A 23,634-nucleotide genomic window follows, 5' to 3' on the forward strand; every position below is an offset into this window, starting at 1 on the left:
CGGTGCCGCGCCGCGGCCGGCCCCCTCACCCGGGCCCGGTGCGCCCGTCTCCCGGGCTCAGCCCTCGTCGCCCAGGCCGGAGAGCCCGGTGAGGAACAGGGCCGTGAAGTCGCGGCCCCACGCGGCGTCCACGGGCTCGCCGCTGACCAGGGTGCGGTGCACGATCGCCCCGGCGATCACGTCGAAGATCAGGTCCATGTTGCGGGTGGCGGCCTGCTCGCCCTCCTCGCCGGGGGAGTCCGGCGGCAGCTCGCCGCGGGTCTGGGCGCGCGCGCGTCCGAGCAGGACCAGCCGCTTTTGGCGGTCGACGATCGCCGAGCGGATGCGTTCGCGCAGCGCCTCGTCGGTGGTGGACTCGGCGACCACGGCCATCAGCGCCGTCTTGGTCTCCGGCCGGGCCAGCAGCGCTCCGAACTGCAGCACCACGCCCTCGATGTCGGACTGCAACGAGCCCCGGTCGGGGAGTTCGAGCTCGTCGAAGAGGACCGCCACGGCGTCCACGACGAGCTCGTTCTTGTTGGCCCAGCGGCGGTAGAGCGTCGTCTTGGCGACACCGGCCCGGGCCGCCACCTCGCTCATGGTGAGCCGCCCCCAGCCCAGATCGACGAGTGCGGCACGGGTCGCGTGCAGGATCGCGAGATCGGTCTCGGCGCTGCGCGGGCGGCCCGTGCGGCCTTTCCGGGGGCTGGCGGAGTGGTGCATGCGGGCGACCATACCGGGCAGTACGGGCGGTGCCTCCCGTGAGGCAGATCACTCCCCATGGGGCCGGAACCGGTTGTGGTCCGGGGGCGACGGCGAGTTACGCTACGGGTCGTAGCGTAAGAGCGACAGCCACAGGCCGCGGGTGGGGACCCGGGGCCGCGCACGACGGTCCTCTCCCGGACCGCACACCGGTCCTCCTCGGGACCACCACGGGCAGCTTCCCGGACGTACGCCGGCATTCCGGCGGGGCGTACGGACGGGGTGCGATGCCCGGTACACGGCCCGGCGCCCGGCACCGGACCGGCAATCCGCAGCACCGCCGCACGACCGATCACGTCGCCGACCGAAGCGCTTTCCGGATCGCTTTTCGGAACGGACCGCCCAGGGGGGAGGATGGACCCATGCAGCCACGCAATATGTCCATGAGTGGAGTCGTCGACCTCGCAGCGGTGAAGGCGGCGGGGGAAGCGAAGCAGAAGGCGGAGCAGGCGCGTGCCGAAGCCGCCCGTACCGGCCGGGCGCCCGCGAGCGGTGCCCGCCTGGTGTTCGACGTCGACGAGGCGGGGTTCCAGCAGGACGTCCTGCAGCGCTCGACCGAGGTCCCGGTCGTCATCGACTTCTGGGCCGAGTGGTGCGAGCCGTGCAAGCAGCTGGGTCCGCTGCTGGAGCGCCTCGCGGGGGAGTACGCCGGCAAGTTCGTGCTGGCCAAGATCGACGTCGACGCCAACCAGATGCTGTTCCAGCAGTTCGGGGTGCAGGGCATCCCGGCGGTCTTCGCGGTCGTCGCGGGGCAGCCGATCCCGCTGTTCCAGGGCGCGGCCCCGGAGTCGCAGATCCGTCAGGTGCTCGACCAGCTGGTGCAGGCCGCCGAGCAGCAGTTCGGCATCGTGGGAGCGCCGCTCGACCCGCAGGACGCGGGCGAGGCGGAGCAGGAGGCCGAGGCCCCGGCGCCGGCCGGTCCCTACGACGCGCTGCTGGAGGCCGCGAACCAGGCGCTGGACTCCGGCGATCTGGGCGGTGCCGTCCAGGCGTACAAGAACGTGCTCAACGACGACCCGGCCAACCCGGAGGCCAAGCTCGGTCTGGCGCAGGCCGAACTCCTGCGCCGGGTGCAGGATCTCGACCCGCAGGCGGTGCGCAAGGAGGCCGCGGACAACCCGGCCGACGTCCGGGTCCAGATCCGTGCCGCGGACCTCGATCTGGTCGGCGGGCACGTCGAGGACGCGTTCGGCCGGCTGGTCGACGTGGTGAAGCGGTCGGCGGGTGACGACCGGGAGGCCGCGCGGCTGCGGCTGTTGGAGCTGTTCGAGGTCATCGGCGCGGAGGATCCGCGGGTGACGGCGGCGCGTACCGCGCTGGCCCGGGTGCTGTTCTGACCGCTGTCTTCGCAGTCGCCCGCTTCTGACCAGTACGACCACCGCGCGTTGCCCGAACAAACGACAGAGCGGCCACGTTTTACCAAAACTTGGTAAACGTGGCCGCTGTTACTTCAAGTAAGTCTGAGCGGCCCCCTTGTGGCGCTGTGTCCGCAATTGCCCAATGTCCCCTCACCGTTAGTGGCGACCGAGTGTGTCCGGTTGGTTTCGGTGGGTCGTGGCGTGTTTATCAGGCCGTTACCCGCAAGTAACGAGCCCCTTGTGCGGCGGCCCCGAATGGACCACGATCGGCCACGCTCGGTCCATTCCCGCAGCCCGGCATCCGGTTGGTGCCGCGGGGTACTTGGGTCCCCACCGAGTGGTCGGCGGCAGGTGCCGCCGGCGTGGACAGGGGGGTCTCTGCCCCACCCGGCAGGGCCTGTCCAGTGAGGTTGCGCGAGAGCGTGGCCAGTGGTTGTCGCTCGGGGGTGATCGCCGGTGTTCGGAACACGATGTGCCTCCGAGACAGGCGCTCTCCTTCCCGAGGACGTAGCACTTCTCCCATCCCAGGTACGGCTGTCCCAACTGAGGCGGCCCGTACCGGAGATGTACGTCCGAGAAGGAGGAAAGTCATGGAGTCCCTGGCTCGTGGCGGGACCAGATGGAAGCGGTTCGCCGTCGTCATGGTGCCGAGCGTCGCGGCTACGGCCGCGATCGGCGTTGCCCTCTCGCAGGGTGCGCTCGCGGCGTCGTTCAGCGTGTCCGGCCAGCAGTTCAAGGTCGCTACCGACCGGCTGGACGGCACCGGGTTTGTGCAGTACGGAGCCATTGACGCCCAGAAGGGCGGCAAGCAGGTCCCGGTGGCGGTCTCGGGGTTCTCGAACGCCAAGATCAAGAACCTGTGCCAGTCGGTAGTCGTGCCGGTGCCGGTCTTCGGCGATGTGTCGATGAAGCTGTCGGCCGGTGGCGGTGACACGCCCGTCGAGGCGAAGAACCTCTACATCGACCTGGACCAGCTGTCCGCGGACGCGACCTTCAACAACATCGACATCGGTGTTGCTGCGGGCTCGACGACCAAGGGCCCTGGCATGCACAAGGGCGACAAGGCCGACCCGGGCTCGTTCGCCCAGCAGGCCGAGTCGGCCACGCTGACCCACGTCAGGCAGCAGGCATGGGCCACGACGGCCGGCACGTTCAAGCTCAGCGGCCTGAAGATGAGCGTCGCCAAGGGCAAGAGCGAGTGCTACTGACGCACTGAGCGTGCGGGCGCGGGGCGAGCTGTGCGGCATGAGCCGTTCCCCGTGCCCGTACGCCGGGTAGCGCCCAGTAGGACACCCAGCACAGAACCACCGATTTGCCAGTCCCGAGGAGCTGTACGACATGAGCGCCGACACGCGACCACGGCTGATCGAGACCATCGGCCGCAAGCGGCTTTCGTTCCGGGAGTGGCGCGGACACCGCCCGTTCTGGGGCGGCATGCTGACTCTGCTGGCCGGCATCCCGATCATGTACATCCCTTACGCGAATCTCACGATCGGTTCCCTGACCGTCCGCATGGCGACCACCGCCGGCGCCGGCTCGCTGATCATCGGCGTACTGCTGGTCGTGCTCGGTCTGACCATGTGGTTCCAGCCCGCTTCGCGCGTCTTCGCGGGTGTGGCGGCGATTCTGCTCTCCCTGGTCTCCCTCGTCGTCTCGAACTTCGGCGCCTTCCTGATCGGCTTCCTCCTGGGGCTGATCGGCGGTGCGCTGGGAGTCTCCTGGGCGCCGGGCAAGGCCGACCGGAGCGCGGACGACGCCGAGCAGCCGGCCCCCAAGACAGTCGCCGGACCGGTGGTCGCCACGCACCCCGCGCCGGCCGACGGTCCCGGGTCGGGCAATGGACTGGACGATCTGTCAGGAACGAGCCCGACCAACGGAACGAACGGGAGGCACCGTGCCGGGTGACGAGCTGCACGAGGAGAGCGCAGCTGCCGGGGCGAGAACCGGGCCGAGGCACGCGGCTCCGAGGAAGCCGCTGCTGACTCGGCTCCACGTGCCGGCGGGCAAGGCGATAGCCATTGCCGCCATGCCGTCCGCCGTGCTCATGGGCATGGGGCTCACGCCCCAGATGGCGATCGCCAAGCCGGCGCCCAAGAGCCCCTTCAAGGACGGCCCGTGCGTCACCGCCCCGGACAAGGTGGACAAGGACACCAAGTCCAAGGACGGTGCGTCGGACAGCAAGGACGGCGCCCAGGGCAAGGACGACACCAAGCCGTCCGGCACGCCCTCCGCCTCGCCCTCGGCGGGCAAGGACGCCGGCAAGACGCCCGAGCCCGCGCCGTCCGGCTCCGCGAAGACCGACGAGCCCTCGGGCTCCGCGACCCCGTCGCCGTCGGCCTCCGAGGAGAAGAAGGACGACGGCGGTCTGCTGGGCGGCATCGGTGACGCGCTCGGCGGTCTCCTCGGCGGCGACAAGTCCGACGATGCCGGTGAGCCGTCGGACGCGCCGAGCCCCTCGGCCTCCGCATCGGACGCGCCGACCCCCTCGCCGTCCGCGTCCAAGGACTCCGGCTCCGTCGCCGACAAGGTCACCAAGCCGGTCAAGGACACGGTCGACGGTCTCAAGGACGGCGCCGGCAAGGCCGGGGACGCCGTCAAGGACGGGTCGAAGACGGTCAACGACACCGTCCACGGCGCGGTGGGCGCGGCGGACAACGCCCTGCCCGGCGGCGGCCTGGACGGCAAGGACGCCAGCGGCAAGAAGTCCTTCCCCTGCGTCGTGGAGAACAAGCAGAAGGGCGAGGACGAGCAGACCCCCGCCACCTTGCCGGACGACCCCTGGCACCTGGAGTCCAGCGCGCTCACCCTGCGCGGCCTGAACTACGAGGGCGTCGTCAATGTCCGGACGCAGAACGGCCACACCAAGCAGGCCCTGAAGTTCACCGCCGACAGCGTCGACATCGGCGATCTGCACCAGATCGTCGACGACCCGACGTCCGGGAAGAAGTACCACGTCCAGGGAGCGGGGGGCTCGACGTCCACGATCCGCGGCGGCAAGGTGACGATGTACACCGAGCGGCTGCAGGGCAACCTCTTCGGTCTGATCCCGATCGTCTTCGACCCCGAGCACCCGCCGCCGATCAACGTCCCGTTCGCCTACTTCACCAAGGTGAAGATCGACCAGGCGGGCCAGTTCGGCGGCAACCTCCACATCCCGGGTCTGCACCAGTCGATCACGGACTGAGATCACCGGCGCGGGCCGGGGATCACCGACCCTTCCGGGAGCCGCAGAAAACGGCGGTGGGCCGTCCCCTTACGGGGGCGGCCCACCGCCGTTTCGCGTGCCGGAGGCGTCAGGAGCGCTCGCCGCCGAGGTGGTGCACCCGGACCATGTTGGTGGTGCCGGGGACGCCGGGGGGCGAACCGGCGGTGATCAGCATGGTGTCGCCCTCGCTGTAGCGCTTGAGCTTGAGCAGCTCGGCGTCGACCAGGTCGACCATGGCGTCGGTGTTGTCGACGTGCGGCACGACGAAGGCGTCGACGCCCCAGCTCAGGGTGAGCTGGTTGCGGGTGGACGCCTCGGTGGTGAAGGCCAGGATCGGCTGGGCCGCGCGGTAGCGGGAGAGCCGGCGGGCGGTGTCACCGGACTTGGTGAAGGCGATCAGCGCCTTGCCGTCCAGGAAGTCCGCCATCTCGCACGCCGCGCGGGCCACCGAACCGCCCTGCGTACGCGGCTTCTTGCCGGGCACCAGCGGCTGCAGGCCCTTGGAGAGCAGCTCCTCCTCGGCCGCCTCGACGATCTTCGACATCGTCTTGACGGTCTCGATCGGGTAGGCGCCGACGGACGACTCGGCGGAGAGCATGACCGCGTCGGCGCCGTCGAGGATGGCGTTGGCGACATCGGACGCCTCGGCGCGGGTCGGCCGGGAGTTGGTGATCATGGACTCCATCATCTGGGTCGCGACGATCACCGGCTTGGCGTTCCTGCGGCACAGCTCCACCAGGCGCTTCTGCACCATCGGGACCTTCTCCAGCGGGTACTCCACCGCCAGGTCGCCGCGGGCGACCATGACGGCGTCGAAGGCCATCACGACCTCCTGCATGTTGGCGACCGCCTGCGGCTTCTCGACCTTGGCGATGACCGGGACCCGGCGGCCCACCTCGTCCATGACGCGGTGCACGTCCTGGACGTCCTTGGCGTCCCGCACGAAGGACAGCGCGACCATGTCGCAGCCCATCTTCAGGGCGAACTTGAGGTCCTCGATGTCCTTCTCGGACAGCGCGGGCACGTTCACCGCGGCGCCGGGCAGGTTGATGCCCTTGTGGTCGGAGATGACCCCGCCCTCGATGACGATGGTGCGCACCCGCGGGCCGTCGATCTCGACGACCTGGAGCGCGACATTGCCGTCGTTGATCAGGACCGGGTCGCCCTTGGACACGTCGCCGGGCAGGCCCTTGTACGTCGTGCCGCAGATGGTGCGGTCGCCGGCGACGTCCTCGGTGGTGATGACGAACTCGTCGCCGCGCACCAGCTCCACCGGGCCGTCGGCGAAGGTCTCCAGACGGATCTTGGGGCCCTGGAGGTCGGCCAGGACGCCGACCGCGCGGCCGGTCTCCTCGCTGGCCTTGCGGAGGCGGTGGTACCGCTCCTCGTGCTCCGGCTGGGTCCCGTGGCTCATGTTGAAACGGGCCACATTCATGCCGGCCTCGATCAGCGTCTTCAGCTGGTCGTAGGAGTCGACGGCGGGGCCCAGGGTGCAGACGATTTTGGAACGGCGCATGGGCAGAATCCTATCGGTTTGTTTAGCTGCGGAATATTTCGGTAGGCGGAAACACCGAGTGTTAGGCGCTGACCAGGGCATATGTCTGCTGGGCGATCTCCAGTTCCTCGTCGGTCGGCACCACGGCGACCGCGACCCGGGCGTATTCGGGCGAGATCAGCCGCGGTTCGTCGGACCGTACGGCGTTGAGCGAGGCGTCCACGGCCAGGCCCATCTCCTCCAGGCCCGCGACGGCCGCCTCGCGCACCGGGGCGGCGTTCTCCCCGACGCCCGCGGTGAACGCCACCGCGTCGACCCGGCCGAGCACCGCGCTGTAGGCGCCGATGTACTTCTTCAGCCGGTGGATGTAGATGTCGAAGGCGAGCCGGGCGCGCTCGTCGCCCTCGTCGATCCGGCGCCGGATCTCCCGCATGTCGTTGTCGCCGCACAGCCCGATCAGCCCGCTCTTCTTGTTGAGCAGCACGTCGACCTCGTCCTCCGACATCCCCGCCACCCGCTTGAGGTGGAAGGTGACCGCCGGGTCGATGTCGCCGGAGCGGGTGCCCATGACCAGGCCCTCCAGCGGCGTCAGGCCCATCGAGGTGTCCACGCAGCGGCCGCCGGCGACCGCCGAGGCGGAGGCGCCGTTGCCCAGGTGGAGCACGATCACATTGACCTCGGAGGGGTCCTTGCCGAGCAGCTCGGCGGTCCGGCGCGAGACGTAGGCGTGCGAGGTGCCGTGGAAGCCGTAGCGGCGGATGCGGTGGGCGTCGGCGGTGGCCACGTCGATGGCGTAGCGGGCCGCGTGCTCCGGCATCGTGGTGTGGAAGGCGGTGTCGAAGACCGCGACCTGCGGCAGGTCGGGGCGCAGCGCCTGCGCGGTGCGGATGCCGGTGAGGTTGGCCGGGTTGTGCAGCGGGGCGACCGGCACCAGCCGCTCGATCTCCTGGAGCACCGCGTCGTCGATCACGGTCGGCTCGGTGAACTTCAGGCCGCCGTGCACCACCCGGTGCCCGATCGCGGCCAGCTCGGGGGAGTCGAGGCCGAGTCCGTCGGCGGCCAGCTCGGCGCCGACGGCCTTCAGTGCGGCCTCGTGGTCGGCTATCGGGCCTTCGGTCTCGCGCTTGTCGCCCCCGGTGGCCAGCGGGGTGTGGGCCAGGCGCGAGGTCTCCTCGCCGATCCGCTCGACCAGGCCGACGGCGAGCCGGGCGCCGTCGGTCATGTCGAGCAGCTGGTACTTCAGCGAGGAGGAGCCGGAGTTGAGGACGAGGACGCGGGTGGCAGTGGCAGTCATGAAGGCTTTCCGGTGGGTGCGGGGACGGGAGGGCGGCCGGGTCAGGCGGTGTGGCCGGCGCCGGGGCGGGCGCCCTGCGCCTGGATGGCGGTGATGGCCACGGTGTTGACGATGTCCTGGACCAGGGCGCCGCGCGAGAGGTCGTTGACCGGCTTGCGCAGCCCCTGCAGGACCGGGCCGACGGCGACCGCACCGGCCGAGCGCTGCACGGCCTTGTAGGTGTTGTTGCCGGTGTTGAGGTCGGGGAAGATCAGCACGGTGGCCTTGCCGGCCACGTCGGAGTCGGGCAGCTTGGTCTGCGCGACCGCCGCGTCCACCGCCGCGTCGTACTGGATCGGGCCCTCGACCAGCAGGTCGGGGCGCAGCTCGCGGACGATCTCGGTGGCCTTGCGGACCTTGTCGACGTCCGCGCCGGACCCGGAGGTGCCGGTGGAGTACGACAGCATCGCGATCCGCGGCTCGACGCCGAACTGGGCGGCGGTGGCGGCCGACTGGATGGCGATGTCCGCCAGCTGTTCGGCGTCCGGGTCCGGGTTGACCGCGCAGTCGCCGTAGACCAGGACGCGGTCGGCCAGGCACATGAAGAACACCGAGGACACGATCTGGGCGCCCGGCTTGGTCTTGATGATCTCGAAGGCGGGCCGGATGGTGGCGGCGGTGGAGTGCACCGCGCCGGAGACCATGCCGTCGGCCAGGCCCTCCTGGACCATCAGGGTGCCGAAGTAGGAGACGTCCGCGACCACGTCGAAGGCCAGCTCGATGCTGACGCCCTTGTGGGCGCGCAGCGCGGCGTAGCGCTCGGCGAACCGCTCGCGCAGCTCGGAGGTCTGCGGGTCGATGATCTGGGCGCCGGTCAGGTCGATGGCCAGGTCGGCGGCGCGCTTGCGGATCGGCTCCTCCGCGCCCAGCAGCGTCAGATCGCAGACGTCGCGGCGCAGCAGCACGTCGGCGGCCCGCAGCACCCGCTCCTCGTCCCCCTCGGGGAGGACGACCCGGCGGCGGCCGGAGCGGGAGCGCTCGATCAGCTCGTGCTCGAACATCATCGGCGTGACCCGGCCGGAGCGGGCGACGGAGATGCGGTTGGTCAGCTCCACGGTGTCCACGTGCCGCTCGAAGAGGCCGAGCGCGGTCTCCGCCTTGCGCGGCGAGGCGGCGTTCAGCTTGCCCTCGATCGCGAACAGCTCGGCCGCGGTCGGGAAGGAGCCGCCGGGTACGGAGACGACCGGGGTGCCGGGGGCGAGCCGGGCGGCCAGCGCCATGATGTCGGGGCCGGGCCGCTCGTCGAGGGTGAGCAGCACCCCGGCGATCGGCGGGGCGCCGGCGCTGTGCGCGGCGAGCGAGCCGATGACCAGGTCCGCCCGGTCGCCGGGGGTCACCACGAGCGCGCCGGGGGTCAGCGCCTTGAGGAAGGTCGGCAGCATGGCGCCGCCGAAGACGAAGTCCCTGGCGTCCCTGGCGAGCCCCGAGTCGTCGCCGAGCAGCACCTCGGCGCCGAGGGCGTGCACGATCTGGCCGACGGTCGGCGCGGAGAGCGAGCCGTCCTCGGGGAGCGCGTAGCAGGGCACGGGGAGCCGGGCGGAGAGCCGGTCGACGACCGCCTCGCGGTGCTCGGGGGCGACCCGGTTGACGATCATGGCGACGACGTCGCAGCCCAGCGAGTGGTAGGCGGTGTAGGCGTTGCGGGCCTCGGCGCGTACGGACTCGGCCTCCTGCCCCTGGCCGCCGACGACGGCCAGCACGGCGGCGCCGAACTCGTTGGCGAGCCGGGCGTTGAGGTTCAGCTCGGCCGGGAGGCTGGTGGCCGCGTAGTCCGAGCCGAGCACCAGGACGTACTCGTAGTCCCTGGCCACGGCGTGAAAGCGGTCGACGAGCCGGGAGACCAGCTCGTCGGTGCCGCGTTCCGCCTGGAGGGCGGCGGCCTCCTCGTAGCGCAGGCCGTACACGGTCTCGGGGGACTGGGTGAGACGGTAGCGGGACCGCAGCAGCTCGAAGAGCCGGTCGGGTCCGTCGTCGTGGATCAGCGGCCGGAAGACCCCCACCCGGTCGACATGGCGGGTCAGCAGCTCCATGACCCCCAGCTCGACGACCTGGCGGCCGTCGCCGCGATCGATCCCGGTCACGTACACGCTGCGCGTCACGCGTGCTCTCCGATCCACTCGATGGCCACAAGGTCAAATTAAGCCGTTATTGTTGGCTTGCCCCTCTTGACAATACCTGCGTGTGTAGCTAAGTCGCTCCTCCAGTTTCCCTTGCCCGATCGGGGCGAGGACAGTAGGGGTGGGGCCTGTGGACGAGGGGGAGGGCCGGCCGGCCCGTGAAACAATCGGACCGGCTCACACGAACCGACAGCGAGCACAGGAGACACAGCACGATGCGTATCGGAGTCCTCACCGCGGGCGGCGACTGCCCTGGCCTGAACGCTGTGATCCGGTCTGTTGTCCACCGCGCCCTCACCGGCCACGACGACGAGGTCATCGGCTTCGAGGACGGCTTCAAGGGTCTGCTCGAAGGCCGTTTCCGCAAGCTCGACCTCGACGCGGTCAGCGGCATCCTCGCCCGCGGCGGCACCATCCTCGGCTCGTCCCGGCTGGAGCGCAACCGGCTCCGCGAGGCCTGCGAGAAGTCCAAGGACCTCTCCAAGGACTACGGCATCGACGTCCTGATCCCGATCGGCGGCGAGGGCACCCTCACCGCCGCCCGGATGCTCGCGGACGCCGGGATGCCGGTCGTCGGCGTCCCCAAGACCATCGACAACGACATCTCCTCCACCGACCGCACCTTCGGCTTCGACACCGCCGTCGGGGTCGCGACGGAGGCGATCGACCGCCTCAAGACCACCGCGGAGTCGCACCAGCGGGTCATGGTGGTCGAGGTGATGGGACGGCACGCCGGCTGGATCGCGCTGGAGTCGGGGATGGCCGGCGGCGCCCACGGCATCTGCCTGCCCGAGCGCCCCTTCGATGTGAACGACCTGGTCACGATGGTCGAGGAGCGGTTCGCCCGGGGCAAGAAGTTCGCGGTCGTCTGTGTCGCCGAGGGAGCCCACCCGGCCGAGGAGACCATGGACTACAAGAAGGGCGCGATCGACCAGTTCGGCCACGAGCGGTTCACCGGCATCGGCAACCACCTCGCCGTCGAGCTGGAGAAGCGCCTGGGCAAGGAGGCCCGCCCGGTCATCCTCGGCCACGTTCAGCGCGGCGGCACCCCCACCGCGTACGACCGGGTGCTCGCCACCCGCTTCGGCTGGCACGCCGTCGAGGCCGCGCACCGCGGCGACTTCGGCCGGATGACCGCGCTGCGCGGCACCGACATCACCATGGTGCCGCTGCACGAGGCGGTCACCGAGCTCAAGACGGTGCCCGGGTGGCGGATGGACGAGGCCGAGTCGGTCTTCTGAGCCCACGGGCACACACCACCAACGGCGGCGCGCCTGCCCTCGGCCGAGGGCAGGCGCGCCGCCGTTGTGGGGGGGGCGGTCAGGCGGTCACTGGGCGCCGATGGCCTCCAGCATGTTCAGCCGGGCCGCGCGGCGGGCCGGCCAGAGCGAGGCCAGCACCCCGACGACCAGCGCGAGCAGCAGGAACAGCCCGAGGCTGCCCCAGGGCAGCAGCAGCTCGTAGGTGGGCAGGCCGTGGCCGAGCAGGCTGCCGGCGGCCCAGGAGAGGAAGACGCCCACGGCCATGCCCAGACCCGCGCCGAACAGCGCGATGACCACCGACTCCAGCCGGACCATCTGCTTGATGCCGTTGCGGGCCAGCCCGATCGCCCGCAGCATCCCGATCTCGCGGGTCCGCTCGAAGACCGACATGGCGAGGGTGTTGACGACGCCCACCACCGCGATGACGACGGCCATGCCCAGCAGCCCGTAGGAGATGTAGAGCACGGTCTCGATGTTCGCGGCGTTCTCCTTGCGCAGGTCGGCGTGGTCCTGGACCTTCAGCAGCGGGCTGTCGCCCAGCGCCTGCCGGATCGGCTTCTCCAGCCCGTCGTCCGTGCGGCCGCCCTCCGTCTTGACCAGCAGCTCGTCGACCTTCGGCCGGAGCAGGTGCGGCTCCACCAGCGAGGCGGCGCCGATCGCGTCGCCGAGCAGATCGTTGTCCTCGTAGACACCGGCGATCGTCAGCTTCGCCTTCTTGTCGTCGTTGAACGTGGCGTCCAGCGTGTCGCCGGTGTGCCAGCCGTGCTCCTTGGCCGCGGTCCGGGAGACGGCGATGCCGTTGGCCCCGGTGTGCGGCAACGAGCCGCTGGTGAAGTCCAGTCGGGCGACCTTGCCGATGGTGGCGAGGTCGGTGCCGGTCAGGCCGGCAAAGGTGTCGGCGGTGTTGAAGCCGGACTGGCTCAGCGGCGCCGTCGCCTCGACGCCCGGGACGTCCGCCACCTTCCGTGCCAGTGCGGGGTCCAGACCGGTGTACGTCGAGGTCCCGACCTTGAAGTCGGCCTTCAGCCCATTGGCCGTCATCTCGTCCATGGCCTGCTGCGTCGAGTTCCCGACGACCGTCATCCCGGTGATCAGGGTGAGGCCGATCATCAGTGCCGAGGCGGTCGCCGCGGTCCGGCGGGGGTTGCGCAGCGCGTTCTCCTTGGCCAGCTTGCCGCCGATGCCGAAGAGCCGGGTGGTGACGACGCCCGCCAGCGAGACCACGGGCCGCGAGAGCAGCGGCGCGAGGATGATGACGCCGGTCAGCGTCACCATCGAGCCGGCCATCGCGGTCGGCAGGTCGTCGACGCTCTTCAGGCTGCGGACGTAGAACATGATCGCGACACCGGCGGCGGTGACGACCGCGCCGAGGGAGTTGCGGATCACCAGGCTGCGCATCGCCGGCGGCGCCTCGACGGTGTTGAGCGCCTCCACCGGGGCGATCTTCGCCGCCTTGCGGGACGGCAGCCAGGCGGCCAGGACGGTCACCACGACGCCCACGCCGAGCGAGGAGAGCACCGCGGCCGGGCCGATGATGACCGGTCCGTCCGGGAAGCCCGCGCCGTTCGCGTCGAGGACCGCCCGCAGGCCCACCGCGAGACCGGCGCCCAGCGCGAAGCCGACGGCGGACGAGACCAGGCCCAGCAGCGCCGCCTCGGCGAGCACCGAGCGGACCACCTGCCGGCGGGAGGCGCCGACCGCGCGCAGCAGGGCGATCTCCCGGCTGCGCTGGGAGATCAGCATGGTGAAGGTGTTGGCGATGATGAAGATGCCGACGAACAGCGCGATCCCGGCGAAGACCAGCAGCGTCTGGGTCAGCGACTTGGTGTTCTCGGCGATCATCGAGGACTGCTGGGCGGCGAGCGTGGTACCGCTGGTCGCCTCGGCGCGGTCCTTGGGCAGCAGCTTGCGGACCTTCGCGGTCAGCGCCTGCTGGTCGGTGCCGGGGGTGGCGCCCACCACCAGCTCGTCGTACTGACCGGGGTGCAGATACAGCTTCTGCGCGGTGGCGGTGTCGAAGAGCGCGAGGCTGCCGCCCGCGGTGACCTGCGGGTCGTCGGTGGTGACGATGCCGACCAGCTTCTTGGTCAGCACCGGGCCGTCGGTGGCGAACCGCACGGCGTCGCCGACCTTGTAGTGGGCCGCCTGTGCGGTGGCCTCGTCCAGTGCGATCTCGTCGCCGGCGGTCGGTCCGCGGCCCCGCATCAGCGGGTAGCGGGCGTCGTAGCCGTCCTTGTCCGGCTGGAAGTTGGCGGCGAGGTTCTGCCAGCCCTTGCCGATCGGTATGCCGTCCGGCCCGGCGAGGGTCGCGGTGCCGACGACGTCGCGGCGCACCGACTGCACGCCGGGCAGTGCGCGGACGGAGTCCGCCAGCTTGTCGTCGAGGAGGGTGGTCCGCTTGCCGTCCTTGCCGGTGTCCGGGCCGTTCTCGGGGGCGACGGCCTGGACGGAGACGGCCACCCCGTCGAGGTTCTTGGCGGCGGCCTTCTTGATGGCCTCGCCGACGGTGTCGCTGAAGATGAGGGTGCCGGCGACGAAGGCGACGCCGAGCAGGACCGCGAGCGCGGTCATCATCAATCGGGCTTTGTGCGCAAGGACGTTGCGCAAGGCGGTACGCAGCATGGTGGTGGTGTCTGTCCTGGTCCGGTGGCTCGGGATGAGGGGCAGCGCGCGGGGAGCGCGGCGGGGCGGTGCGCCGGTGTCAGCTCGTACGGCCCTTGGAGTCGAACAGCCGCATCCGGTCCAGGACGGTGTCCGCGGTGGGGTCGTCGAGCTCCTCGACGATCCGGCCGTCCGCGAGGAAGACCACCCGGTCCGCGTAGCCCGCGGCGACCGGGTCGTGGGTGACCATCACGACCGTCTGGTCCATCGCCCGCACCGACTCCCGCAGGAAGCCCAGCACTTCGGCGCCGGAGCGGGAGTCGAGGTTGCCGGTCGGCTCGTCGGCGAAGATGATCTCCGGCTGGGCGGCCAGCGCGCGGGCGACCGCGACCCGCTGCTGCTGGCCGCCGGAGAGCTGCGCCGGCCGGTGCGCGAGCCGTCCGGACAGGCCGACGGTCTCGATGACCGCGTTGAGCCACTCCCGGTCGGGCTTACGGCCGGCGATGTCCATCGGCAGCGTGATGTTCTCCAGCGCGGACAGCGTCGGCAGCAGGTTGAACGCCTGGAAGATGAAGCCGATCTTGTCCCGGCGCAGCCGCGTGAGCTGCTTGTCGTTCAGCGACCCCAGCTCCACGTCGCCGATCCGGGCCGAGCCGGAGGAGATCGTGTCCAGGCCGGCCATGCAGTGCATCAGCGTCGACTTGCCGGAGCCGGAGGGGCCCATGATCGCGGTGAACCGGGCCTTGCGGAACTCGACCGAGACGGAGTCCAGCGCGACCACGCGGGTCTCCCCCTGGCCGTAGACCTTGCTCAGGTCCGTGGCGCGGGCGGCGACGGCGGCGCCGGCGCGAGTGGGGGCGGGGGAGCCGGGAAAACCCGGAAGGGCAGCCGCGTGGGACACGGGGAACTCCTGGAGAAGGGACGGAAAAAGCGATGTCCCCATTCTTGAATGCCCAGGTCGGCGCGGTCCTCGCCCGCAAGGACCGAAAGCCGCACCGGCCGGAAGTGCCATCACCGTGCCCGGCGTCATTCTCCAGGCGGACATCCCTCCGCCCAGGGACCGACGGGACGTCTCGGGGTTTCCCCGGACCCCGGGGCGGAGAAACGGGCTTTTCTCAGTGCTGCCGCTCGCCGGCCCGCGCCCAGAATTCCGCGAGGATGCCGTCGAGAAAGGCCCGTCCGGCCCGGCCGGATTCCTCGGCACTTTGCGAGTCGCCCCAGTGGAGCGTAGCCGTCATGGTCGCCTGGTAGTCGCGGTGCAGCTCCTGCAGGACGGCCTGGAGCCGGGCCCTGGGCAGGGGTACGACCTTGCCGACCGGCCGGACGTAGGCCTGCCAGCGGGTGGTGGCGGCGCTGGTCAGCAGGCCGGTCAGCTTCTCGTCCCGGCCGGTGAAGCGGATCAGGGCGGGCAGCGGCAGCTCCAGCACCTCGGCGAGGGCCGCGGCCTGCCGGTCGTTGCCGCGCCACGTCCCGCCGGCCTCCAGGCGTTCGTACGCGGCCGGGTCCATGCCGATGCGCAGCGCGAGGTCCCCCGGGGCGAGGCCGCGCGTCTGGCGGTGGGCGCGCAGGGTGTCCGGCGCGTCGAGCAGCTCGCCCGGCGCGCACCACAGGGCCCCGGCCAGCGCGGTCAGTTCGGCCTCCGTGGGGGCGCCCTCGCCCCGTTCCCAGGACGCCACCGTGGCGGGCGCCACCGGTATGCCGAAGGCGGCCCGGATGCCGTAGGCGACATGGGCGGGGGTCATTCCGAGGGCCTCGCGCAGCCGGCGGGCGGCCTCGGCCTGGAAAGGGGGTCTGCTCGGCTCCCCGGCGGGCGTGTTCATCGGCACACGGTAGGTGACGGCCGGGCTCCGCCCCTATCGTGCGGAGACCCAAGCCGGAAAGTCGTAGGAAGCTACTAGGTGGCCGGTTTTCGCTGCGGACGTGCGGGTTTCCGGTCCGGACGACCGGGTTCCCGGTAGGTGTCCCCGCTCAGCCTTTCACCGCGCCACCGAGCGCAAACCCGCCGCCGAGCCGCCGGGACACAAGGAGGTACATCACGAGGACCGGCGTCGAGTAGAGGATCGAGAATGCCGCCAGTTCGCCGAAGGCGACGGCTCCGTAATTGCCGAAGAACGTGAGAATGCTGACCGAGGCGGGCAGTTGCTCCGGGGAGAGCAGCAGCATGAAGGGCACGAAGAAATTTCCCCACATCATGAGGAAGGTGTAGACGGCGACGACGGCGACCCCGGGGCCCATCAGCGGCAGGATCACCCGCAGCAGGGTCTGCGTCCAGGAGGCGCCGTCCGTCCAGGCCGCCTCCTCCAGCACCTTCGGGACCCCGTCCATGAAGTTCTTCATCAGCCAGATGGCGAACGGGAGTTGGGCCGTGGCCAGGAACAGCGCGGTGCCGTACCGGGTGTCGACCAGATCGACCCGCACGAACAGCGCGTAGACCGGCACCATGACCGCGGTGACCGGCAGGCAGGTGGCGAACAGGATCGTCAGCAGGTACGGGCGGGAGAAGCGCGAGCGGTGGCGGGAGAGCGGGTAGGCGGCGAGCGCCGCGCAGACCACCGTGAGCAGGGTCGCGCCCCCGCAGATCAGCAGGCTGTTGAGCATCGGGGTGAAGGTGATCTCGTCGGTCAGCACCGCCGAGAAGTTGCGCAGCGACGGCGCCGCGGGCAGCCGCACCCGCAGCGTCGCCTCCGTGTCCAGCGACGACAGCACCAGCCAGACCAGCGGCAGCGCGAAGGCCGCCGCGACGGCCAGCAGCCCGGCGTCGGCGGCCAGCCGGTGCCGGGTGCTCCTGCGCGGGGCCCGTCGGAGCGCGGCAGGCCGGAGAACGGCACGGGGACGGCGGGGGAGCGGCACGGCTCAGACCTCCTCGCGCATCAGGCGCAGCCAGACCGCCGAGAACACCGCGCCCACCAGCAGCAACAGCAGCGCCACCGCGGTGCCGTAGCCGATCAGGGACTTCAAGAACGCCTGGTCGTACATGAACACCGGCAGGGTCTCGCTGCGGTTCCCCGGCCCGCCCCGCGTCATCGCCCAGATGAGCCCGAAGACGGAGAGCGTCTGGAGGGTGTTGAGCATCAGGTTGGTGCCGATGGAGCGGCGGATCATCGGCAGCGTGATGTGCCACAGCCGCCGCAGCCCGTGCGCCCCGTCGACCTCGGCGGACTCGGTGACCTCCTGGGGGATCTCGGCGAGCGCCGCGGAGTAGATCAGCATCGAGAAGGCCGTACCGCGCCAGACGTTGGCGAACGACACGGCCAGGATCGGCAGCGTGAACAGCCAGTTCTGGGGCGGCAGATGGAGCTGTTCCAGCAGTGCGTTGAGGGTGCCGCGCCGCGCGAAGAAGGTGTAGAGCACAAAGCCCGCGACGATCTCCGGGAGCACCCAGGCGCAGATCACCGTCGCGCCGGTCAGCGTCCGTACGGGCCGCGAGGCGCGGCGCATCAGGCCGGCCAGCGCCAGGCCCAGGGTGTTCTGCCCGAGGAGCGCGGAGACGACGGTGAACACCAGGGTCAACGCCACGGCGTTGCGGAAGGCCGGATCGCCGAAGGCCTGCCGGAAGTTGGCCAGGCCGACGAAGGACGCGGACTCCTGGCCGGTCAGCTGGGTGTCGGTGAAGGCGAGGCAGACGCAGTAGCAGATGGGGCCGGCGAGGAAGAGCAGCAGCAGGACGGTGGCCGGGGCGAGCGGGGACCAGCGCAGCAGCCGGGTGCGCCCGCGGCCGGCCGGAGCGGCGCCCCGCGTCCGGGCGCGGCCCGCACGTCCGGCGACGGCGCCGGTCACGGCTTGGCGACGGTCCGGCCGCCGACGAGGGACGCCAGGGTCGTGTCGTAGTCCGCGGCCGCCTTCTCCGGCGACGAGTCGCCGGCGGTGACCGCCTCCATCGCCTCGCCGATCGCCGCGGCGACCCGGGGGTATTCGGGCAGCGCGGGCCGGTACCGGCTGACCTTCACCAGACCGGTGAAGAAGCCGATGCCGGGCACGGAGGTCCGGTAGCGCGGGTCGGCCGCGACGTCCTTGCGCACCGCGATCTGGGCGCCGCGCACGCACCACTCCAGGGCGTTCGCCTTCGTCTGGAAGGTCTTGATCAGCTGCCAGGCCAGCTCGGGCTGCCGGGCCTGCCGCGGCACCGACCAGGTCCAGCCGCCCGCCAGGCTGACCTTGCCGGGCGGGGCGCCGTGCTGGGTGGGGAAGGGCGCCTGGCCGAGCGTGGCCGACCAGGCGGGCCAGGGTCTGCCGCCGCCCGTCTTCTGCCACTGCTGGCCCAGCCACGAGCCGTCGAGGTCGATGGCGAGCTTCTCCTCGGGCAGCAGCTCGGCGGCCACCCGGGTCTGGATGTGCGGGCTGAGCGCGTCGGAGACGTCGGGGCCGAGCTTCTCCTTGTAGACCGTGTCGAGGAAGCCGAGGCTGTCCTTGAAGCCCCGGGTGCCGGTGACCCATTTGCGGTCCGCGGGGTCGTAGAGCTGGTCCGCGCCGGTGCCGTACAGCAGCATCTCGAAGCCCTGCATCACGGCGGCCTCGCCCGCGCCCTTGCCGGTGAAGACGTTCAGCGGGACGACGCCGGGGACCGTGCGCTTGACGGTACGGGCCGCGTCCAGCACCGCGGCCCAGTCCCTGGGCCGCCAGTCGGCCGGCAGCCCGGCCTGCTTGAAGATCTTCTTGTTGAACCACAGCCCGCGGGTGTCCGTGCCGTCCGGGACGCCGTAGGTCCGGCCGTCCTGCCCCCTGGCCGCGCTCTTCGCGGCCGGCTCGAACTGCCGCCAGTCGTCCCAGGTGCGCAGGCGGTCGTCCAGCGGGCGCAGCAGTCCCGCCGTGATGTCGGAGTTGACCAGGAAGGTGTCCTCGTAGACCACGTCCGGTGCGGTCCGCGGCGAGCGCATCATCTGCTGGATCTTGGTGTAGTAGTCGTTCTCCGACGCCTGGACCGGGATCAGCCGGACCTTCTTGCCGGGGTGGCTCCGCTCGAACTGCCGGGCCACCAGGCGGACATAGTCGTCCCGGACGGTGACCTTGCCGTTCGTGTCCTTGATGAAGGCGACCTTGACGGTGTTCTGGTCGCTCCCCGGCCCGCTGCCGCAGGCGGTGAGCGTGCCGGCGGCCACGACGGCGGCGGCGAGAAGCATCAGCGGGGCGGTGGGGCGCACGGCACGACCTCCAACTGGCCACGAGGGGCTGCCCGCTGAAAGTAGGTCACCGACTACAGCCGGTCAATGGCCCGACCACCGGTAGCGCAATTCGGGGCGGCCGACCTGGCCGTACTGGGGCGCACGGGCCGCCCGGCCGCTCTCCACGAGGTGTTCGAGGTAACGGCGGGCGGTGATCCGGGAGATGCCCACGTCGGCGGCCGCCTCGGTCGCCGTCAGCCCGCTCCCGGCGGCCCGCAGCACCTCGGTCACCGCCTGCAGGGTGGCCGCGGTCAGCCCCTTGGGCAGCGCGGCCGGACGCGGTGCGCGCAGCGCGGCGATCGCCCGGTCCACCTCGTCCTGCCCGCTCGCCTCGCCGGTGGTGGCGCGGAACTGGGCATAGCGGGTGAGCCGGTCGCGCAGGGTCGCGAAGGTGAACGGCTTCAGCACGTACTGCACCACGCCCAGCGAGACGCCCTCGCGCACCATCGCCAGGTCCCGGGCGGAGGTGACCGCGATGATGTCGGCGGTGTGGCCGGCCGCGCGCAGCGTGCGCACCAGCTGCAGGCCGTGGCCGTCGGGCAGATAGAGGTCGAGCAGCAGCAGATCGACGGCGTGCGTTTCGAGGTGGCGGCGGGCGTCGCCGCCGGAGTGGACGGTCCCGGACACCGTGAAGCCGGGCACCCGTCCCACGTACAGGGCGTGCGCGTCGGCGGCGACCGGATCGTCCTCGACGACCAGGACCCGGATGTCGGAAGGGGTCACCCTGTCCATCCTTCCGCCCGCGGGCGGACCCCGCCGCTCGTCCGGCTCATGCCGTCGCCCCCGCCCGCAGCGGCAGCCGTACGGTGAACCGCGCGCCGCCCCCGGGTGCCCGGTCCAGGGTGACGGTGCCGCCGTTGCGGCGTACCGCCTGCTGGACCAGGGCCAGGCCCAGACCGCGGCCCCGGGCGGGCGCGGCGGGGCCGTGCTTGGTGCTCCAGCCGCGCCGGAAGATCTCCTCGGCGGCCTCCGCGGACACCCCGGGGCCGGTGTCCGCCACCCGCAGCAGCAGCTCGCCGCCGTCCGCCCGCGCGGTGACGCGCACCCGCGGCGGCTCGGTGGCGGTGTGCTCCGGGGTGGGCGCGGCGGCGTCCAGGGCGTTGTCGAGGAGGTTGCCCAGCACCGTCACCAGGTCACGGGCGGGCAGACCGGGCGGCAACAGCCCGTCGTCGATCCGGCTGTCGGGGGTCAGGGTCAGCTCCACGCCGCGCTCGTTGGCCTGCGCGGCCTTGCCGAGCAGCAGCGCGGCGAGCACCGGCTCGGCGACCGCGCCCACGACCTGGTCGGTCAGCGCCTGCGCCAGCTCCAGCTCCGCGGTCGCGAACTCCACGGCCTCCTCGGCCCGCCCCAGCTCGATCAGCGAGACCACGGTGTGCAGCCGGTTGGCGGCCTCGTGGGCCTGCGAGCGCAGCGCCTCGGTGAACCCGCGCACCGAGTCCAACTCGCCGGACAGTGCCTGGAGTTCGGTGTGATCGCGCAGGGTGACCACGCTGCCGCGCCGCTCCCCGCCGGAGACCGGCGCGGAGTTGACGACCAGCACCCGCTCCCGGGTCAGCTGCAGTTCGTCGACGCGGGGGCCGGGAGCCAGCAGCGCCTCGGTCAGCGGCTGCGGCAGCCCCAGCTCGGTGACGAGGCGGCCCACCGCGTCCTGTGACAGCCCCAGCAGCTCCCGCCCGCCGTCGTTGATCAGGGCGACCCTGCGCTGCCCGTCGAGCATCAAGAGCCCCTCGCGCACGGCGTGCAACGCGGCCTGGTGGTACTCGTGCATCCGGCTGAGCTCGGCCGCGTTCATCCCGTGGGTGTGCCGCCGCAGCCGGGCGTTGATCACATACGTTCCCAGGCCGCCGAGCGCCAGCGCCCCGGCCGCCACGCCCACCAGCGCCAGGACCTGGTTGCGCAGCTGCTCGCTGATCGTCTCGATGGTGATCCCGGAGCTGACCAGGGCCGTGATCCGGCCGCCGTCCCGCGGATCGCGGACCGGCGCGACGACCCGCACGGACGGGCCGAGCACCCCCATGTGCGTCTCGGGGAAGACCTTGCCGTGCAGCGCCGGGCCGATGTGCCCCAGGTACTTCCCGCCGATCGCGGAGGGCTCGGGGTGCGTCCAGCGGGTCCCGTCCGGGGCCATCACCACCACGAAGTCGACGCCGGCATCGCGCCGCAGCCGCTCGGCGTACGGCTGCAGTGCGGCGGTCGGGTCCTCGGTACGGGCCGCGGCCACCACCGCGGGGGAGTCGGCGACGGCGGTGGCCGCCGCGGTCGCCTGCCGCCGCGCGGTCTCCTCGGCCTGCCGCCCGGCGCTGACGTACGCGAAGAGCGCGCAGCCCACGACGACCACCGCCACCAGCACGACCTGCATGGCGAACAGCTGCCCGGCGAGGCTGCGGGGGCCGCGCAGCCGTCGGGAGGGGCGGGGTCGGGGGAGTCGCATACGCAACAGTCTGCACGGTCGTCCCGGAACCGTCTGCGCGGTCACTTTTACGTGAACGAAATGTACGCAAGGGTGACGGGCGCCACAGCGGCGTGCATAGTCGCCGGGACTTGTTGTGTGGCAGAGCCGCAGATCAGCGCACAGCCGTAGACCGAGGAGGCAGCCGTGTCCGCACAGACCCCGCCGCGTGGGGGTACCACGGAGGAGACCGCGCCGGTGAAGCGCGACCGGACCCACTTCCTCTATATCGCCGTGATCGGCGCGGTGCTGCTCGGCATCCTCGTGGGCTTCGCCGCCCCCGGTGTCGCCGTCCAGCTCAAGCCGCTGGGCACCGGGTTCGTGAACCTCATCAAGATGATGATCTCGCCGGTCATCTTCTGCACCATCGTGCTGGGCGTCGGCTCGGTGCGGAAGGCGGCCAAGGTCGGCGCGGTCGGCGGACTGGCACTCGGCTACTTCATGGTGATGTCCACCGTGGCGCTCGCCATCGGCCTGGTCGTCGGCAACCTGCTGGACCCGGGGTCCGGCCTCCATCTGACCGAGACCGTCAAGCACGCCGGGCAGGCCCAGACCGAGGGCGGCGGGGAGTCGCTGCCGGAGTTCCTGCTCGGCATGATCCCCACCACGCTGCTCTCCGCCTTCACCCAGCAGGAGGTGCTCCAGACGCTGCTGGTGGCGTTGCTGGTCGGCTTCGCGCTGCAGGCGCTGGGCTCGGCGGGCGAGCCCGTGCTGCGCGGGGTCGGGCACCTGCAGAAGCTGGTCTTCCGGGTGCTGTCCATGATCATGTGGGCGGCGCCGGTGGGTGCCTTCGGCGCCATCGCCGCGGTGGTCGGCGAGACCGGCCTGGACGCGCTGAAGTCGCTGGCCGTCATCATGATCGGCTTCTACCTCACCTGCCTGCTGTTCGTGATCGTGGTGCTCGGCGCGCTGCTCCGGCTGGTCGCCGGGGTCAGCATCTTCCAGCTGCTGAAGTACCTCGGCCGGGAATTCCTGCTGATCCTGTCCACCTCCTCCTCGGAGTCGGCGCTGCCCCGGCTGATCGCGAAGATGGAGCACCTGGGCGTCAGCCGGCCGGTGGTCGGCATCACCGTCCCCACCGGCTACAGCTTCAACCTCGACGGCACCGCCATCTACCTGACGATGTCCTCGCTGTTCGTGGCCGAGGCGATGGGCAAGCCGCTGCCGCTCGGCCAGCAGATCTCGCTGCTGGTGTTCATGGTCATCGCCTCGAAGGGCGCGGCGGGCGTCACCGGCGCGGGCCTGGCCACCCTGGCCGGCGGGCTGCAGTCGCACCGCCCCGAACTGGTCGACGGCGTGGGCCTGATCGTCGGCATCGACCGCTTCATGAGCGAGGCACGTGCCCTGACCAACTTCGCCGGCAACGCGGTGGCCACCGTCCTGGTCGGCACCTGGACCAAGGAGATCGACAAGGCCCGGGTGACGGAGGTGCTGGCCGGCCGGGCGCCGTTCGACGAGAAGACGCTGGCCGACGACGCCGCCGCGGAGCCGGCCGTCGCGGAGGTCGCCGGGCCGCGGGACGGCGAGCCGGAGAAGACGTCCGCGAAGGTCTGATCCGCAGGCGCGGGAGGACCGAAGGGGCGGGTGCCGGAGCGGGCACCCGCCCCTTCGGCGCGACCGGGCGGGAGTGCGGCGCGACCGGGTGCCGCGCTCCCGCCCGGCCGGGCGGCCGACTCCGGCACGACCGGCGCCACATGCCCCGCCGGACCCCTCTGACCTGCGCATTTCCTGGCCAGGGTCGATTGTCAGTGCCCCCTGACACCCTATGCAGGACAGGGAAGAAGCGGTCGGCGGGGACCGGCCGCGCCGGGGTGCGAACAAGGAGGAACAGGCCATAGCGACCTGGGGGACGGATCTGTGCGGCGGGGGCGCCGCAGTGGCGCGAGAAGGGTCCGACAACCATCAGCCGTGAGG

Annotated in this window: 18 protein-coding genes; 6 read left to right on the forward strand and 12 right to left on the reverse strand. The window is 71.5% G+C overall.

Going from position 1 to position 23,634, the window contains the following annotated elements; all coding sequences use genetic code 11:
• Positions 1-57: 57 nt before the first annotated feature.
• Positions 58-702 carry a TetR/AcrR family transcriptional regulator gene (locus AB0411_RS25505; protein ID WP_366419597.1) on the reverse strand — a complete coding sequence of 215 codons (645 nt, stop codon included), beginning with the start codon at positions 700-702 and terminating at the stop codon, positions 58-60.
• 401 nt (positions 703-1,103) lie between these two features.
• Here AB0411_RS25505 and AB0411_RS25510 point away from each other — a divergent pair, with 401 nt between their 5' ends.
• From AB0411_RS25510 to AB0411_RS25525, 4 genes are all read left to right on the forward strand, one after another.
• Positions 1,104-2,078 (forward strand): tetratricopeptide repeat protein, encoded by a 975-nt coding sequence (locus tag AB0411_RS25510; RefSeq protein WP_366419598.1) that lies wholly within the window; start codon positions 1,104-1,106, stop codon positions 2,076-2,078.
• Positions 2,079-2,689: 611 nt separating this feature from the next.
• Positions 2,690-3,307 carry a DUF6230 family protein gene (locus AB0411_RS25515; protein ID WP_086716891.1) on the forward strand — a complete coding sequence of 206 codons (618 nt, stop codon included), beginning with the start codon at positions 2,690-2,692 and terminating at the stop codon, positions 3,305-3,307.
• Positions 3,308-3,437: 130 nt separating this feature from the next.
• Entirely contained in the window at positions 3,438-4,004 is a 567-nt protein-coding gene (locus AB0411_RS25520) for a DUF6114 domain-containing protein (protein WP_366419599.1), read from the forward strand.
• Positions 3,994-5,283, forward strand: a complete 1,290-nt coding sequence (locus tag AB0411_RS25525) for a hypothetical protein (protein ID WP_366419600.1) — start codon at positions 3,994-3,996, stop codon at positions 5,281-5,283. Before AB0411_RS25520 ends, AB0411_RS25525 begins: the two co-directional genes overlap by 11 nt.
• Positions 5,284-5,392: 109 nt before the next feature.
• Here the strand turns inward: AB0411_RS25525 and pyk are convergent, their stop codons facing one another.
• The 3 genes from pyk to pta all read right to left on the reverse strand — a co-directional run bounded on the left by pyk (position 5,393) and on the right by pta (position 10,231).
• On the reverse strand, positions 5,393-6,820 hold the full coding sequence (gene pyk, locus AB0411_RS25530) for a pyruvate kinase (protein WP_366419601.1): 1,428 nt from the start codon (positions 6,818-6,820) through the stop codon (positions 5,393-5,395).
• A gap of 61 nt (positions 6,821-6,881) precedes the next feature.
• On the reverse strand, positions 6,882-8,093 hold the full coding sequence (locus tag AB0411_RS25535) for an acetate kinase (protein WP_366419602.1): 1,212 nt from the start codon (positions 8,091-8,093) through the stop codon (positions 6,882-6,884).
• 41 nt (positions 8,094-8,134) lie between these two features.
• Positions 8,135-10,231 (reverse strand): phosphate acetyltransferase, encoded by a 2,097-nt coding sequence (gene pta / locus AB0411_RS25540; RefSeq protein ID WP_366419603.1) that lies wholly within the window; start codon positions 10,229-10,231, stop codon positions 8,135-8,137.
• Positions 10,232-10,464: 233 nt separating this feature from the next.
• Here pta and AB0411_RS25545 point away from each other — a divergent pair, with 233 nt between their 5' ends.
• Positions 10,465-11,490, forward strand: coding sequence for an ATP-dependent 6-phosphofructokinase (locus AB0411_RS25545; RefSeq protein WP_366419604.1), 1,026 nt, complete (start codon positions 10,465-10,467; stop codon positions 11,488-11,490).
• Positions 11,491-11,577: 87 nt separating this feature from the next.
• Here the strand turns inward: AB0411_RS25545 and AB0411_RS25550 are convergent, their stop codons facing one another.
• The 8 genes from AB0411_RS25550 to AB0411_RS25585 form a co-directional block, all read right to left on the reverse strand.
• Positions 11,578-14,133 carry an ABC transporter permease gene (locus AB0411_RS25550; protein WP_366419605.1) on the reverse strand — a complete coding sequence of 852 codons (2,556 nt, stop codon included), beginning with the start codon at positions 14,131-14,133 and terminating at the stop codon, positions 11,578-11,580.
• Between the two features lie 79 nt (positions 14,134-14,212).
• On the reverse strand, positions 14,213-15,055 hold the full coding sequence (locus AB0411_RS25555) for an ABC transporter ATP-binding protein (protein WP_403152631.1): 843 nt from the start codon (positions 15,053-15,055) through the stop codon (positions 14,213-14,215).
• Between the two features lie 172 nt (positions 15,056-15,227).
• Entirely contained in the window at positions 15,228-15,938 is a 711-nt protein-coding gene (locus AB0411_RS25560) for a helix-turn-helix domain-containing protein (RefSeq protein ID WP_366419606.1), read from the reverse strand.
• A 142-nt stretch (positions 15,939-16,080) separates the two neighbouring features.
• Positions 16,081-16,962, reverse strand: coding sequence for a carbohydrate ABC transporter permease (locus tag AB0411_RS25565; protein WP_437043303.1), 882 nt, complete (start codon positions 16,960-16,962; stop codon positions 16,081-16,083).
• Positions 16,963-16,965: 3 nt separating this feature from the next.
• Complete coding sequence (locus tag AB0411_RS25570) at positions 16,966-17,889, reverse strand: carbohydrate ABC transporter permease (protein WP_403152637.1); 924 nt, start codon at positions 17,887-17,889, stop codon at positions 16,966-16,968.
• Entirely contained in the window at positions 17,886-19,250 is a 1,365-nt protein-coding gene (locus AB0411_RS25575; protein WP_366419607.1) for an extracellular solute-binding protein, read from the reverse strand. Before AB0411_RS25575 ends, AB0411_RS25570 begins: the two co-directional genes overlap by 4 nt.
• 63 nt (positions 19,251-19,313) lie before the next feature.
• Positions 19,314-20,003 (reverse strand): response regulator, encoded by a 690-nt coding sequence (locus tag AB0411_RS25580; RefSeq protein WP_403152640.1) that lies wholly within the window; start codon positions 20,001-20,003, stop codon positions 19,314-19,316.
• Between the two features lie 37 nt (positions 20,004-20,040).
• Positions 20,041-21,702, reverse strand: coding sequence for a sensor histidine kinase (locus tag AB0411_RS25585; RefSeq protein ID WP_366419609.1), 1,662 nt, complete (start codon positions 21,700-21,702; stop codon positions 20,041-20,043).
• Between the two features lie 165 nt (positions 21,703-21,867).
• Between AB0411_RS25585 and AB0411_RS25590 the strand changes: the two genes are divergently transcribed.
• A complete protein-coding gene (locus tag AB0411_RS25590) occupies positions 21,868-23,274 on the forward strand; it encodes a cation:dicarboxylate symporter family transporter (protein WP_366419610.1) in 1,407 nt (468 codons plus the stop codon).
• Positions 23,275-23,634 lie beyond the last annotated feature (360 nt).

This window comes from Streptomyces angustmyceticus (genome assembly GCF_040701845.1).
In the GTDB taxonomy this organism is placed as follows: domain Bacteria; phylum Actinomycetota; class Actinomycetes; order Streptomycetales; family Streptomycetaceae; genus Streptomyces; species Streptomyces angustmyceticus_A.

What these genes read in the sequence shown, in the direction of transcription:
- AB0411_RS25585 (WP_366419609.1), bottom strand. Translation starts at nt 21,702, where the DNA reads ATGCGACTCCCCCGACCCCGCCCCTCCCGACGGCTGCGCGGCCCCCGC.
- AB0411_RS25535 (WP_366419602.1), bottom strand. Translation starts at nt 8,093, where the DNA reads ATGACTGCCACTGCCACCCGCGTCCTCGTCCTCAACTCCGGCTCCTCC.
- AB0411_RS25515 (WP_086716891.1), top strand. Translation starts at nt 2,690, where the DNA reads ATGGAGTCCCTGGCTCGTGGCGGGACCAGATGGAAGCGGTTCGCCGTC.
- AB0411_RS25550 (WP_366419605.1), bottom strand. Translation starts at nt 14,133, where the DNA reads ATGCTGCGTACCGCCTTGCGCAACGTCCTTGCGCACAAAGCCCGATTG.
- AB0411_RS25505 (WP_366419597.1), bottom strand. Translation starts at nt 702, where the DNA reads ATGCACCACTCCGCCAGCCCCCGGAAAGGCCGCACGGGCCGCCCGCGC.
- AB0411_RS25510 (WP_366419598.1), top strand. Translation starts at nt 1,104, where the DNA reads ATGCAGCCACGCAATATGTCCATGAGTGGAGTCGTCGACCTCGCAGCG.
- AB0411_RS25520 (WP_366419599.1), top strand. Translation starts at nt 3,438, where the DNA reads ATGAGCGCCGACACGCGACCACGGCTGATCGAGACCATCGGCCGCAAG.
- pyk (WP_366419601.1), bottom strand. Translation starts at nt 6,820, where the DNA reads ATGCGCCGTTCCAAAATCGTCTGCACCCTGGGCCCCGCCGTCGACTCC.
- AB0411_RS25555 (WP_403152631.1), bottom strand. Translation starts at nt 15,055, where the DNA reads ATGGGGACATCGCTTTTTCCGTCCCTTCTCCAGGAGTTCCCCGTGTCC.
- AB0411_RS25580 (WP_403152640.1), bottom strand. Translation starts at nt 20,003, where the DNA reads ATGGACAGGGTGACCCCTTCCGACATCCGGGTCCTGGTCGTCGAGGAC.
- AB0411_RS25545 (WP_366419604.1), top strand. Translation starts at nt 10,465, where the DNA reads ATGCGTATCGGAGTCCTCACCGCGGGCGGCGACTGCCCTGGCCTGAAC.